The sequence below is a fragment of the Mesorhizobium sp. WSM4819 genome (genome assembly GCF_055811215.1).
On record NZ_JBVVQO010000012.1, the window covers coordinates 1 to 14,272 of the forward strand.

Here is a 14,272-nt window from a genome sequence, read left to right on the forward strand (position 1 = left end):
TTTGGGTTCTCCCTCGGGTGCTGGGGGTGATGGGGTGTCGGGGAGTAGGGGAGTAGGAAAACAAAAAGGAAGCGGCGCGCCAGCGCAAACCCTACTGACACCATCTCCCTGCCCTACTGCCCTACTGCCCTACTCCCCTATTCCCCTATTCCCCTATTCCCCTATGAGAGGGGCATTCATTGCCTACGAGCGACCATTCAAAGACTTCTATCGGTGGCATCAGCACTGCTCGCATCGCCGATCTGCGCGAGACCGAGGCCGAAGCCTTCCGCAAGGCAAGGCCGAAATCGGCAGCCAAGGTCGGCAACGGCCTGCCGGGTTTCTTCGGCGGCGTGCCGATGCACTGGATGAACGACTGGCCGACGCCGTTCCCGATAATGGTCGACAGCGCCAGAGGCGCCACTATCACTGACATCGACGGCAATCGGCTCGATGATTTCTGCCTCGGCGACACCGGCTCGATGTTCGGCCACTCGCCGCCGCCGGTCGCCCACGCCATCCGTAGGCAGGCCGGACGCGGCCTGACCTACATGCTGCCTTCGGAAGATGCACTCGCCATCGGCCCGCTGCTGCAACAGCACTTCGGCCTGCCGTTCTGGCAGATTGCGACAACGGCGACCGATGCCAACCGCTTCGCGCTGCGCGTCGCCCGCGCCATCACCGGCCGGGGCAAGATCCTGGTCTTCAACGGCTGCTATCACGGCTCGGTCGACGAGACGATGGTGCGCCTGGTCGACGGCAGACCGGCCAACCGGCCAGGACTGGCCGGCGAATTCCGCGACCTGACCCGGGCGACCGATGTCGTCGAGTTCAACGATGTGCCGGCGCTTGAGACAGCACTCCGGGACCAGCAAATCGCCTGTGTCGTCACCGAGCCGGTGCTGACCAATTCCTGCATGGTGCTGCCCGATCCCGGCTTCCACAACGCGCTGCGGCGCCTCACCCGCGCCGCTGGCACCCTGCTTCTGATCGACGAGACGCACACGATCTCGACCGGTCCCGGCGGCTACACCAGGAAACACGGCCTGGAGCCGGACCTGTTCGTGCTCGGCAAGCCAATCGCCGGCGGCGTGCCAGCCAGCGTCTGGGGCATGAGCGATGGCATCGCCACCCGCTATGCCGACTATCTCAGGACCAAGGAACCAGGCTATTCCGGCATGGGCACGACGCTCTCGGCCAATCCGCTGCAGTTCGCAGCGATGCGCGCCACGCTCGAAGAGGTGATGACCGACGAGAACTATAGCCATATGGACCATCTGGCGCGGCGGCTCGACGCCGGGCTGACCGCCGTCATCGACCGTTATCGCCTGCCTTGGCATGCTGCCCGAGTCGGCGCCCGCGTCGAGTTCATCTGCGCACCCGGCCCGCTGAGGAATGGCGGCGAGGCGGAAGCAGCGCACGCACCGGCGCTCGAAGCGGCTGTCCATGTCGCGCTGGTCAATCGCGGCGTGCTGATCGCGCCGTTCCACAACATGATGCTGATCTCGCCGGCGACCAGCGCTGCCCAGGTGAACCGCCTGATCACCGCCTTCGGCGCGGTTGCGGCAAGGCTCGCGGCATGAGACAAGCTTGCACATGAGAGAAGCGCACAAGCAAACTTTGAACGCCATCATCGCCTCCCCTTCGGGCTCGACGCCCGCCGAGGCGCAAGCCTTTCTCGACGCCCATCCCGAGATCGAAGCGTTCGACATCGTGCTGACCGATGCCAATGGCGTCGGGCGTGGCAAGATCGTGCGCCGGCACGAGTTGATGAGCATTTTCGAGGGCGGCAGGCATATGCCGATCTCGATCCTCGGCCTCGACATCACCGGCGAGGACGTGCACGAGACCGGACTGATCTGGACGACGGGCGACGGCGACCTGCGGGCATGGCCGATCCCCGGCACGCTGGTGCCGCTGTTCGGCACACAGCCGCCGCGCGGCCAGGTGCTGATGGCGATGTACCATCTCGATGGTCAGCCGATGTCCTCCGACCCGCGCCTGGCGCTGGGCCGTCAGGTGGAGATACTGGCGGCCAAGGGCCTGCATCCGGCCGGCGCCTTCGAGCTCGAATTCTTCCTGCTTGCCAACGAGCGCGACGCCGACGGCAAGGTGCAGCCGGCGCACGCGGTGCTCGACGGCCGCCGCTCGGCCAAGACAGAGGTCTATTCCGTCGACCATCTGCACGGCATGGAGCCGCTGTTTTCCGATATCTATGCCGCGGCCAGGGTGCAAGGCATCCCGGCCGAGACGGTCATTTCCGAATATGCGCCCGGCCAGTACGAACTGACGCTTAACTATCGCAAGGACGTGATGCGGGCCGCCGACGACCTCGTCATGCTGAAGCGGCTGGTGCGGGCGCAGGCGCGCCGCCACGGCGTCACTGCCTGCTTCATGGCCAAGCCGATCGAGAAATACGCCGGCTCCGGCATGCATTTCCATGTCTCGCTGCAGGACAAGGCCGGCGACAACGTCTTTGCCGAAGCCAGCGGCGAGACCTGGTCCTTGCCGCTGCTGCGCGGACTGGGCGGCCTCATCCAGACCATGGCCGAATCGATGCTGGTGTTTGCACCGCACGCCAATTCATGGCGGCGTTTCGTTTCGCAATCCTATGCGCCGGTGGCGCCGACCTGGGGCGTCAACAACCGCTCGGTGGCATTGCGCGTGCCGGCTGGCGACGCGAAAAACCGGCGCATCGAGCACCGGCCGTCGGGCGTCGACGCCAACCCCTATCTGGTGGCGGCAACCGTGCTGGCCGGCATCGTCAAGGGTCTCGATGAGGGCCTCGATCCAGGCCCCGAAACCACCGGCAATGGCTACGAATCAGCAATCACGCGCACCACCATGCCGGTGGACTGGCGCGCCGCGATCGAGGCGGCAAGGGCCTCGACATTCCTCAAAGTGGCGCTGGGGGAAGACCTGCACCGAACATTCGTGGCGATCAAACAATCCGAATATCTGCGGGTGGCGCGCACGGTCAGCGAACTGGATTATCATCTCTATCTGCACGAGGTGTGAGGCATCGCATCGCCGGTCATTCGCCCAGCGAAAGCCGGGCCCCGGCTATTTGAAGGAACCTTTCTGGGGCTTCGCTCATTCCGCATCTGATCGCAGCAGCGGGCAAGGCCGCATCAGCCATGATCGCCAGGATGCAGACAAATTCTCCACACCACGCCAAGGTGCAGGCAAGACGCTGGCCCAAGCCTGAATTGCCTGAGACGGCAGAAGACGATGGCGCAAGCACCATTCCCGAACTCAGCGAAGTGGCGAAGGCCTGTCGCCGCTGCCCGCTGTGGCGCAACGCAACGCAGACCGTGTTCGGCGAGGGGCCTGACGGGGCCAAGGTGGTTTTCGTCGGTGAACAGCCAGGCGACCAGGAGGATCTGGCCGGCAAACCTTTCGTCGGGCCGGCGGGAAAAGTCTTCAACGCCATCCTGGACGATGCCGGCGTCGACCGGCTGAAAGTCTATGTCACCAATGCGGTCAAGCATTTCAAGTTCGAGCCGCGCGGCAAGCGGCGCATCCACTCGAAGCCGAATGCCGGCGAGGTGCAGGCCTGCCGCTGGTGGCTCGACAGGGAGCTCGATCTGATCAAGCCCAATCTGGCGGTGGCGCTCGGCGCAACGGCGGCGCAGTCGCTGCTCGGCAAGGTCGTGCCAATCATGAAGATGCGCGGCGCGGTCGTGGAGCGGGACGATGGCTTGCCTGTGTTCGTCACCATCCACCCGTCCTTCATCCTGCGTATTCGCGAGCCGGCGGACAAGCAGGCCGAACGAGAGCGGTTCCTGCAGGACATGAAGGCAGTGAAAAAGCTGATGGCCGCCTGACCCCTATCTGATCAGGATTGCCCTCAAATCATTGACGTTCGTCCCGGTCGGGCCGGGCACGAAGAGATCGCCGACGGCGTTGAATGCCGTCCAGGCGTTGTTGCCGGCAAGCATCGCCTTGGCATCGACGCCTGCCGCCCGCATCCGTGACACCGTCGAGCCGTCGGCAAAGGCGCCGGCATTGTCCTGCGAACCGTCGATGCCATCGGTGTCAGCGGCCAGTGCATGGGCGCCCTCCATGCCGCTGATGCCGATGGCGAAGGCAAGCAGAAACTCGGTGTTACGACCGCCCTTGCCCTTCGCCCGCACCGTCACCGTCGTCTCGCCGCCTGATAGAATCAGCACGGGCTTCGGGAAAGGCCGGTTGCGCGTCGCGACTTCACGGGCGATTGCCGCATGGACACCCCCAACTTCGCGCGCTTCGCCCTCGATGGAATCCGAGAGGACGGCCGCCTCGATGCCATGGCGCCTGGCTTCGGCCGCAGCCGCTTCCAGCGAGACGCCGGCCGAGGCGATCAGATGCACTTCGTTGCGCGAAAAACGCGGATCATCGACGCGCGGCGCATCGGCGGCCGGCGAATTGATATGCGCCATCACGGCAGCCGGCACCCTCATGCCATAGCCGGCGATCGATGCCAGTGCCTCTTGGCGGCTGCCGGAATCGGGAACGGTCGGGCCGGAAGCGACCAGCGCCGGATTGTCGCCGGGAATGTCGGAGACGACCAGCGACACCAGCTTTGCCGGATAGGCAGCTGCCGCCAGCCTGCCGCCCTTGATGGTGGAAACATGCTTGCGGATGGTGTTCATGGCGGCGATCGGAGCGCCGGAGGCGAGCAGCGCCTCGTTGACGGCGATCTCGTCAGCCAGCGTTAGACCTTCGGCGGGCGCCGGCAGCAGCGCCGAGCCGCCGCCTGAGATGAGCGCCACGACCAGATCGTCCGCGGTCAGCCCCTGCACCTTTTCGAGCAGCCGGCGCGACGCTTCGAGTCCGGCGGCATCCGGCACCGGATGCGCCGCCTCGATGATTTCGATGCGCTGGCAGGTCGCGCCATAGCCGTAGCGGGTGACGACCAGCCCTTCGATCGGCCCGTCCCACACTTTTTCGAACGCCGCCGCCATCTGCGCCGAGCCTTTTCCTGCACCAATGACGATGGTGCGCCCCTTCGGCATTGCCGGCAGATGATCCCTGATCGTCCTCTGCGGATCGGCGGCGGCAACGGCGGCATTGAAGATGGCGGCGAGGAAGGATTTGGGATCGAGCGCGGTCATTTTGCTTCCGGCGGCAGTGCCAGCTCGCGCCCGTCGACGCCGAGGTGGCTGCACAGTGCATCGACGACGACGCCGTGATCCTCACGCTCCGGCAGGCCCGAGACCGCGATCACACCGATGACGCCGGCACCTTTGACCGTTATGGGAAAGCCACCACCGGCCAGCACATAGTCCGATATGTCGAGCCCCTCGCCCGGCTTGAAGCTGCGGTCGGGACGCTGCTGCTCCAGCACCATGCGGTAGGTGCTTTTCAGGAACCGCTGCACCACGTTGATCTTGCGCCGCGCCCAATCCGGATTGGAGGCGTTCGAGCCCGGCATTGCCGCGTAAAACAGCGGCCGGTCGAAGGTCCTGATGTCGACGATGATCGGCAAGCCCTGGGCCAGTGCCCGGTCGCGGATCGTCGAGCCGATCTTGAAGGCGACAGCTTCATCGAAGACCGAGAAGACAAGCTCGGCTTCCTGTTTCTGGATCAGAGCGATATCGTCCGCAACGGCCATGTCATTCCCCTATCAACGTCGCGGCACGCTTTGACCGATGGCTGCCGCTGGGTCAAGCGGGACTTGTGGGATAGCTAAACCGCCATATCCGTCTTGGCCGCCCGCCCGGCGACATAGACATCGCGCACGGCGCGGTCGTCGCCCAGCGTTTGCAGCAGAAACAGCTCCTCCGCCAGCGTGTCCGCCGTCTCCATCCGCAGCCGCATCGCCGGCGTGGCGCGCGCGTCGAGGACGACGATGTCGGCATCGCTGCCTTGGTCGAGCGTGCCGATCCTTTCCACGACCGACAGTGCCTCGGCATTGCCGCGGGTGAGCTGCCAGAACGACTGGAACGGATTGAGCTTCTCACCGCTCAGCGCGATCACCTTGTAGCCCTCATCCATGGTGCGCAGCATCGAGTAATTGGTGCCGCCGCCGACATCGGTGGCGGCCGCGATCCGAAGAGCTTTGCCACGCGTGCGGTAGCGCTGATAATCGAACAGGCCCGAACCGAGGAACAGGTTCGAGGTCGGGCAGAACACGGCGACCGAGCCCGTGTCCGAAAGCGCATCCGCCTCGCGTTCCGAAAGATGGATGCAGTGGCCGAACAGGCTTTTGCGCCCGAGCAGCCCATAGCGCTCGTAAACATCGGTATAGTCGCGTGCCTGCGGATAGAGTTGCAGCGTAAAGGCGATCTCGGCGTGGTTTTCCGACAGATGCGTCTGCATGTGCAGATCAGGATATTCGCGGCAGAGCGCGCCCGCCATTTCCAACTGTTCGGGCGAGGAGGTGATGGCGAAGCGCGGCGTGATGGCATAGTGCTGGCGCCCCTTGCCATGCCACTCCTTAATCAGCGCCTTGCTGTCGTCATAGGCCGATTGCGGCGTGTCGAGCACGCCCTCCGGCGCGTTGCGATCCATCATCACCTTGCCGGCGATGTTGAGCATGTTGCGGTCATGCGACTCGGCGAAGAACGCTTCGGCCGATTCCCTGTGCACCGAGCAATAGGCGGCGACTGTCGTCGTGCCGTGGCGCAGCATCTCGTCGAGGAACAGCCTGGCGATGCGGCGGCCGTGCTGGGCGTTCTGGAATTTGGTTTCCTCGGGAAAGGTGTAAGTGTTCAGCCAGTCGAGCAGCTCGGCGCCGTAGGAGGCGATAACCTGCATCTGCGGAAAATGCGCATGCGGGTCGATGAAACCGGGCAGCAGCAAATGCGGGCGGTGGTCGATCTTTTTTACGCCTTCATCAGCCTTTTTCTCGACGTCGGCATAGGCGCCTGCGGCAACGATCCTGCCGTCGCGGAGCAGCAGGCCGCCGTCATCCTCGTAGCGCCAGGCGGAATAGTCGTCGACGGTCTCAGGCCAGCGCAGGAAGGACAGCGTGCGGCCGCGCAGGAGTGTGCTGGTCATGCCTATTTCCCCGCCTCCTCGAACCATGCCACCAGCAGCGCCCGCTCCTTGTCGGTGATATGGGTGACGTTGGCGGGCGGCATCGCGTGGCTGCGGCCGGCCTGCAGGTAGATCTCGCGGGCTTGCCCGGCGATACCGGCGTCCGTGTCGAGCATCACACCTTTCGGCGCGTGATAGATGCCCTCGTAGGACGGCTCCTGCGCATGGCACATCGAGCAACGGCCAAGCACCGTATCGCGCACTGCGGGAAAATGCGCCGAGGCGATATAGACCTGTGCCGTCGAGGACGCCTTGACTTCGCCGGTCAGCACTTTCGGCGCGGTTGACAGCCAGATAATGACGACGAACAGGACGGCGGCCGCCAGCCAGATCCAGGTCGGGTTGCCCTTGCGCGCATGCATGGTGTTGAAATAGTGCCGGATCAGCACGCCGATGATGAAAACCAACGAGGCGATCACCCAGTTGAACTGGGTAGCAAACGCCAGCGGATAGTGGTTCGACAGCATCAGGAAGAGAACGGGCAGCGTCAGGTAATTGTTGTGCAGCGAGCGCTGCTTGGCGATCTTGCCGTATTTCGGATCTGGCTTCCTGCCGGCGATCAGGTCGGCGACGACGATCTTCTGGTTCGGAATGATGACCATGAAGACATTGGCCGACATGATCGTCGCGGTGATGGCGCCAAGATGCAGGAAAGCGGCGCGGCCGGTGAACAGATGGGTAAGACCCCAGGCGATGAACACCAGCACGCCATAGAGCACCAGCATCAGGCCGGTGTCGCTCCTGCCAAGCGGCGAACGGCATAAGAGATCGTAGACCACCCAGCCGACGCCGATCGTCGCCAGCGATAGCAAGATGCCTGTAGGCACCGACATGGCAAGCACGTTGAGATCGATCAGGAAGAGGTCCGCGCCGGCATAGTAGACGACGCACAGCATGGCAAAGCCCGACAGCCAGGTAGCGTAGGATTCCCATTTGAACCAGGTCAGGTGCTCAGGCATTTCGGTCGGCGCCACGAGATATTTCTGGATATGGTAGAAGCCGCCGCCATGCACCTGCCATTCTTCGCCGAAGGCGCCGACAGGCATGCCCGGACGCTGGCGCAAGCCGAGATCGAGCGCGACGAAATAGAAGGACGAGCCGATCCAGGCTATGCTGGTGACGACATGCAGCCAGCGCACGGCGAAACTCAGCCAGTCCCAGAAAATCGCAAAATCGATCATTGAAAAGTCGTCCCTGCCGATCGGGTGACTTTACGGACTGGAGCGCAAACGGAAAGGGCCGAGCGGCACGATGACTTTCAAAAAAAAATGGAAAATACTACAGCGCCGCGCGTCCCTTGGACGCGCAAAGGACGCTGTAGAACTTTATCTGGTGCATGATCCTTTCCGAAAATCGATTCCGATTTTTCGGGGTCATGCACTAGGGTTATCCCTGCGCAGCCGCATGAGAGCCCCAAAGCCGCATGGCCTATCTCGACAACATCTCCGTCTTCGTTCGCGTCGTCGAGCTCGGCAATCTGTCGGCGGCGGGGCGCGACATGCGCATTTCGCCAGCGGTCGCCTCCAACCGCATCAAGGAACTCGAAAAACATCTCGGTGTCAGGCTGTTCAATCGCACGACGCGGCAATTGATGCCGACCGAGCACGGCACGGTGTTCTACTCCGGCGCCAAGCAGGTGCTTGAGGCGGTCACCGAGGCGGAAGCCGCTGTCAGCGCTTTGTCCGGCCAGCCGCGTGGCACCATCAAGGTGACAGCGCCGCTTGGCCTCGGCCGGCGGCTGGTGGCGTCGGGGATCCCCGATTTCCACGACAAATATCCTGACATCGAGGTTCGGCTGAGGCTTTCGGACCACAATGTCGACATCATGAAGGAAGGCATCGACGTCGCGTTCAGACTGGGTATCATCGAGGATTCCAGCCTGAGAATGCGCGGCATCATGGAGTGCGAGCGGGTGCTGGTGGCGGCGCCGAAATATCTGGAGACGCGCGGCGAACCGACCGAGCCGCAGGAACTGATCGCCAGCAAACACGACTGCCTGATGCTGCGCTACGCCGGCGCGCGCGAATATGTGTGGACGCTGCAGACGGCCGACGGTCCGCGGAAATTCGAGGTGCACGGACCCTATGACACCGACGATGGCGACGTGCTGACCGGCTGGGCGCTGTCGGGCCGCGGCATCATCAACAAGCCGCGCTTCGAGGTCGAGCCGTTCATCCGCGACCGGCGTCTGAAGGTGATCCTGCCCGACACGCCACCGACGCCGGTGCAGTTCGCCGCCGTCTACCCGCACAAGAAGCTGCAGGACCCGAAGGTGCGGCTGCTGCTCGATTTCATGGCCGAGCGCTGCCAACGGCTGATCAAGGAAATTCTGGCCGGCAAATGAGCGTTGCTCGAATTCTGGCCGTCAGCCGGCCATTGCCTTGCCACGAGAGACGGGGTGCGGCGCGGCTCGCGCGCCAGCATGGGCGGCCAGTGCCGTCATGATCTCGGCCGCCGCCAAGGCCGCAATGACTTGCGGACGCTTGTCCTTGACCGCATCGCCGCCGATCGGCGAGACGAGGCCGGCAAATTGCGCCTCGCTGCCGTCCGCCGCCTTCAGGAACCAGTTCCTGAATGTCGCCTTCTTGCTCTTCGAGCCGATCATGCCGACATAGGCGGCGTCCCGGCGTTTCAGTGCCTCGGCGACGATCAGGAAATCCAGTGCGTGGTCGTGAGTGAGGACGACGAATGCGGCGCCAGCCGAAGCCTTGCGCACCATCGCCTCGGGCATTGGCGTCAGGCTGGTTTCGACCGTGTCCGGCATGCCCTCCAGCACCTCGGCCCGCGTCTCGACAACGACGACACGGACCGGCAGCAAGGCCACCGCCGAGGCCAGCGCCTGGCCGACATGGCCGCCGCCGAAGATGTAGACATGCGGCAGCTGCGCCTGCTCGGCCTCTGCCGCCGCGACCAGCTCGGCTTCGAGGGCTCTATCGACCAGCCGGATCAGCACCTCGACCCTGCCGCCGCAGCACTGCCCGATCTCGGGCCCGAGCGGGACATCGAGCGTCGTGCGCGTATCCCTCCCCCTTGAGGGGAGGGTGGCGGCGAAGCCGTCGGGTGGGGTCGCCGCGCCAGTGCTCGACATTTTCTTAGGTCGCGTGCTTCCTCTACCGACCCCCTCTGGCCGCTCCGCGGCCATCTCCCCCTCAAGGGGGGAGAAGAGCAGCTGCCGCGCCTTGTCGATCGCGATGAATTCGAGCTGGCCGCCGCCGATCGTGCCAAAAATCGCCGGGCCCGAGACGAGCATGAAGGCGCCCTTCTCGCGGGGCGTCGAGCCTTTGGTCCCGGCCACCTCGACCAGGGCAACCCGGCCGGCGCGGCCAAGAAATGCTTTCAGGCTTTGCACTTTCGAGGTCATGTTTTTGCTTTCCCTATCGGGAAACATAGGGTTTTTCGGCCCGGATTGCACGCCTTGTACGAACCCCGGGACCGAGTTCAAGCACCAGCCTTGGCTTCCCTCTTCAGCCGTTCGATCGCCATCAGCACCCGCTCCGGCGTCGCCGGTGAGTCGAGGCGCGGGCAGATCCGATGGCCGGCAACGCTTGCCACCGCATCCGACAGCGCATGCAGCACCGAGATGCCGAGCGGCAGCGGCGGCTCGCCGACCGCCTTGGAGCGGTGCACCGTCGGCTCGCTCGCTTCCGGCCAATCGGCCAGCGTCACATTGAAGATCTTCGGTCGGTCCGAGGCGAGCGGAATCTTGTAGGTCGACGGCGCATGGGTGCGCAGCCGGCCCTTTTCGTCCCACCAAAGCTCCTCCGTCGTCAGCCATCCCATGCCCTGGATGAAGCCGCCTTCGACCTGGCCAAGGTCCATGGCGCGGTTCAGCGAGCGTCCGGTCTCGTGCAGGATGTCGGTGCGCTCGACGACATATTCGCCGGTCAGCGTGTCGATCGAGACTTCCGAGCACGCGGCGCCATAGGCGAAATAATAGAAGGGACGACCCTCGCCCTTGTCGCGATCCCAGTGGATTTTCGGCGTCTTGTAGAAGCCCGCCGCCGAAAGCTGGATGCGCGCCATATAGGCCTGCCTGATGAGATCGGCGAAGGCGATCTCCTGGTTGCCGATGCGCACCCGGTTGGGCAGGAACAGCACCTGGTCGCGCGGCACCTGGTATTTTTCGGCTGCGAAGTTGGTCAACCGCTCCTTGATCTGCCGGGCCGCGTTCTGCGCCGCCATGCCGTTGAGGTCGGAACCGGACGATGCGGCGGTCGCCGAGGTGTTCGGGACCTTGCCGGTCGTGGTCGCGGTGATCTTTACCTGGTCGAGGTCGATCTGGAATTCTTCCGCCACCACCTGCGCCACCTTGACGTAGAGGCCCTGCCCCATTTCGGTGCCGCCATGGTTCAGATGCACCGAACCGTCGGTATAGACATGCACCAGCGCACCGGCCTGATTGTAGTGGGTGGCGGTGAACGAGATGCCGAACTTGACCGGCGTCAGCGCCAATCCGCGCTTGATGAAGCGACTGTTGGCGTTGAAGGCACGAACCGTGCGGCGGCGCCTCGCATAGTCGCAACTCGCCTCCAGTTCGGCGACGATGCGGTGGATGATGTTGTCTTCGACCGTCTGGTGATAGGGCGTGATGTTGCGGTCGCTGGTGCCATAAAAGTTCTTCTTGCGGATTTCGAGCGGATCCTTGCCGACGGCAAAGGCGACCTCCTCGATGACGCGCTCGGCGCCGACCATGCCTTGCGGCCCGCCGAAGCCGCGGAAGGCGGTGTTCGACACGGTGTTGGTGTAGAGCGGCGCCGATTGCGCATGAACCGCCGGCCAGAAATAGGTGTTGTCGCAGTGGAACAGCGCGCGATCGGTGACCGGGCCCGACAGGTCCGCCGAGAAGCCGCAGCGCGCCGCAAACATGAAATCGACGCCGAGGATATTGCCCTCGTCGTCGAAGCCGACCTCGTAATCGACGAGGAAGTCATGGCGCTTGCCGGTGGCGATCATGTCTTCGTCACGGTCGGGCCGGATTTTCACCGCGCGATGGTGTTTTTTCGCAGCAATCGCCGCGAGCGCGGCAAACTGGTTGCCTTGCGTTTCCTTGCCGCCAAAGCCGCCGCCCATGCGGCGGATCTCGACCGTGACGGCATGGCTCGGCACGCCGAGCGCATGGCTGACCATGTGCTGGATTTCGCTCGGATGCTGTGTCGACGAATAAATCGTGACGTCCTGATCCTCGCCGGGAATGGCCATGGCGATCTGGCCTTCGAGATAAAAATGGTCCTGGCCGCCGATGCGCATTTTTCCTTTCAGCCGGCGCGGCGCCGCCCTGATCGCAGCCGCGGCATCGCCGCGCCTCAGGGTCAGCGGCGGCGTGACCAGCTTGTCCTTGCTGGGATCGAGGACGCCGATGTCGGTGACGAAAGGCAATTCCTTGTATTCGACCTTGGCCAGCCTTGTGGCGCGGCGCGCCTGCTCGCGGGTTTCGGCGATGACGCAAAAGATCGGTTGGCCGAAGAACTGCACCTTGCCGTCGGCCAGCACCGGTTCGTCGTGGCGGCCGGTCGGCGAAATGTCGTTTTCGCCCGGCACGTCGCTCGCCGTCAGCACGTCGACGACGCCGGGTGCTGCGCGCACCGCCGCCAGGTCCATGCTGCTGATGGTGGCATGCGTGGCCGTCGAAAGCCCGAGGCAGCCATGCAGCATGCCGGATGATTCCGGCATGTCATCGATATAGACGGCCGTGCCGCGGACATGCTTGTGCGCGGAATCATGACGCTGGTCGGTGGCAACGCCACCAGCGATTTTCCGCGCCTTGAGGTTTGGAGCGTGCTTGGTCATCACGCCGCCTCGTTGCGCGATATCTGGATCGGTGCTTTGGTGCCGCTGGTCTCGGCGAAGAACCGCAACAGCAGGTTGCGCGCCGCCAGCGCCCGGTATTGGGCGCTCGCCCGCATGTCGGTCAGCGGGGTAAAGTCTTTGGCGTACTCGGCCATGGCGGTCTCGACCGTCGGTTCCGTCCAGGGCCTGCCGAGCAGCGCCTTTTCCACGCCGAAAGCCCGCTTCGGCGTTGCCGCCATGCCGCCATAGGCGATGCGCACCTCCGCCACCGTGCCGTCCTTGGCCAGGACCAGCAGGAATGCGCCAAGTGCGGCAGTGATGTCCTCGTCACGGCGCTTGGTGATCTTGTAGACAGCGAATTTGGTATCCCTGCCCGGCACTGGGACATGCACGGCCTCGACGAATTCGCCCGGCTGTCGGTCCTGCTTGCCATAGGCGATGAAGAAGTCTTCAAGCGAGATCGTCCGCCGCTTGTTGCCGCGGCGCAGCGTCAGCCGCGCGCCGAGTGCGATCAGCGGCGGCGGCGTGTCGCCGATCGGCGAGCCATTGGCGATGTTGCCGCCGATCGTGCCCATGTTGCGCACTTGGTCGCCCCCGATGCGATCGAACAGCGGGCCTAGCGCCGGGATGCGTTTCGCCAGCATTGAGAAAGCCTCGGTGTAGGTGACACCAGCGCCGATCGAGATGATGCCCTTGTCTTCGGAAATCCGGCACAGCCCGTCGAGATTGCCGATGAAGATCGCCGGCGCAATCTCGCGCATGTGCTTGGTCACCCACAGGCCGACATCGGTCGAACCGGCAACGATGGTGGCGCCCGGCTCCTTGTCGAGCACGGCGGCGAGGTCGTCGGCATCGGCCGGGACGACCAGGCGCTGCTTGCCGGCGCCGATCTCGATGCGCGAACCGTCTTTCATCGCTTCGAGCTTGCTCGTGATCGCCTTGCGCTCCGCTGCCAGCGGATCCTTTGCCGCCTTGCCGTAGCTGGAGATGGCACGTGCCGCCCGCATGATCGCCTCGTAGCCGGTGCAGCGGCAGAGATTGCCCTGAAGCGCCTTTTCGATGGCTGCATCCGACGGCTCCGGTGACCGCATCCACAGGGCATAAAGCGACATGACGAAGCCCGGCGTGCAGAAGCCGCATTGCGAGCCGTGGAAATCGACCATCGCCTGCTGCACCGGATGCAGTTTTTCGCCGTCGCCGCGCAGATGCTCGACGGTTACGACATGCGTGCGATCGAGCGAGCCAAGGAAGCGGATGCAGGCATTGACGCTTTCATAGACGAGCCGGCCGCCTGACAGCCTTCCGACCAGCACGGTGCAAGCGCCGCAGTCGCCCTCGGCGCAGCCTTCCTTGGTGCCGCGCAGCGAGCGCTCGAGCCGCAGCCAGTCGAGCAAGGTCTCGTCGGGCGCGACCGTAGTCAGCGCAACATCCTCGCCATTGAGGATGAAGCGTATCTCATTGCGTATCTTGAGCCTCGTCATGT

At 64.2% G+C, this 14,272-nt stretch carries 11 protein-coding genes; 4 read left to right on the plus strand and 7 right to left on the minus strand.

Annotated features, from left to right (window positions below; genetic code table 11):
* Positions 1-179: 179 nt before the first annotated feature.
* The 3 genes from AC0L18_RS13210 to AC0L18_RS13220 all read left to right on the plus strand — a co-directional run bounded on the left by AC0L18_RS13210 (position 180) and on the right by AC0L18_RS13220 (position 3,806).
* A complete protein-coding gene (locus tag AC0L18_RS13210; RefSeq protein ID WP_473492643.1) occupies positions 180-1,562 on the plus strand; it encodes an aspartate aminotransferase family protein in 1,383 nt (460 codons plus the stop codon).
* A 13-nt stretch (positions 1,563-1,575) separates the two neighbouring features.
* Positions 1,576-2,997: a glutamine synthetase family protein gene (locus tag AC0L18_RS13215; protein ID WP_473492644.1), complete on the plus strand. Its 1,422-nt coding sequence runs from the start codon at positions 1,576-1,578 to the stop codon at positions 2,995-2,997.
* Positions 2,998-3,083: 86 nt separating this feature from the next.
* On the plus strand, positions 3,084-3,806 hold the full coding sequence (locus AC0L18_RS13220) for a UdgX family uracil-DNA binding protein (protein WP_473492783.1): 723 nt from the start codon (positions 3,084-3,086) through the stop codon (positions 3,804-3,806).
* Between the two features lie 3 nt (positions 3,807-3,809).
* Here AC0L18_RS13220 and AC0L18_RS13225 read toward each other — a convergent pair whose 3' ends face one another.
* The 4 genes from AC0L18_RS13225 to AC0L18_RS13240 form a co-directional block, all read right to left on the minus strand.
* Positions 3,810-5,075, minus strand: a complete 1,266-nt coding sequence (locus tag AC0L18_RS13225; RefSeq protein ID WP_473492646.1) for a glycerate kinase type-2 family protein — start codon at positions 5,073-5,075, stop codon at positions 3,810-3,812.
* On the minus strand, positions 5,072-5,575 hold the full coding sequence (locus tag AC0L18_RS13230) for a heme-degrading domain-containing protein (protein WP_077374984.1): 504 nt from the start codon (positions 5,573-5,575) through the stop codon (positions 5,072-5,074). The genes AC0L18_RS13225 and AC0L18_RS13230 overlap by 4 nt, the downstream gene beginning before the upstream one ends.
* Before the next feature lie 74 nt (positions 5,576-5,649).
* Positions 5,650-6,963, minus strand: coding sequence for a guanine deaminase (guaD, locus tag AC0L18_RS13235; RefSeq protein ID WP_473492647.1), 1,314 nt, complete (start codon positions 6,961-6,963; stop codon positions 5,650-5,652).
* Between the two features lie 2 nt (positions 6,964-6,965).
* On the minus strand, positions 6,966-8,183 hold the full coding sequence (locus AC0L18_RS13240; RefSeq protein ID WP_473492648.1) for a urate hydroxylase PuuD: 1,218 nt from the start codon (positions 8,181-8,183) through the stop codon (positions 6,966-6,968).
* Positions 8,184-8,425: 242 nt separating this feature from the next.
* Between AC0L18_RS13240 and AC0L18_RS13245 the strand changes: the two genes are divergently transcribed.
* Positions 8,426-9,346, plus strand: coding sequence for a LysR family transcriptional regulator (locus AC0L18_RS13245; protein ID WP_023796825.1), 921 nt, complete (start codon positions 8,426-8,428; stop codon positions 9,344-9,346).
* A gap of 21 nt (positions 9,347-9,367) precedes the next feature.
* Here the strand turns inward: AC0L18_RS13245 and xdhC are convergent, their stop codons facing one another.
* The 3 genes from xdhC to xdhA all read right to left on the minus strand — a co-directional run bounded on the left by xdhC (position 9,368) and on the right by xdhA (position 14,270).
* The gene (gene xdhC / locus AC0L18_RS13250; protein WP_473492649.1) at positions 9,368-10,363 is read right to left on the minus strand and encodes a xanthine dehydrogenase accessory protein XdhC; all 996 of its coding nucleotides are present in this window, start codon (positions 10,361-10,363) and stop codon (positions 9,368-9,370) included.
* 77 nt (positions 10,364-10,440) lie between these two features.
* Positions 10,441-12,789 carry a xanthine dehydrogenase molybdopterin binding subunit gene (gene xdhB, locus AC0L18_RS13255; protein WP_473492650.1) on the minus strand — a complete coding sequence of 783 codons (2,349 nt, stop codon included), beginning with the start codon at positions 12,787-12,789 and terminating at the stop codon, positions 10,441-10,443.
* Positions 12,789-14,270: a xanthine dehydrogenase small subunit gene (gene xdhA, locus AC0L18_RS13260; RefSeq protein ID WP_473492651.1), complete on the minus strand. Its 1,482-nt coding sequence runs from the start codon at positions 14,268-14,270 to the stop codon at positions 12,789-12,791. The genes xdhB and xdhA overlap by 1 nt, the downstream gene beginning before the upstream one ends.
* Positions 14,271-14,272: the final 2 nt, after the last annotated feature.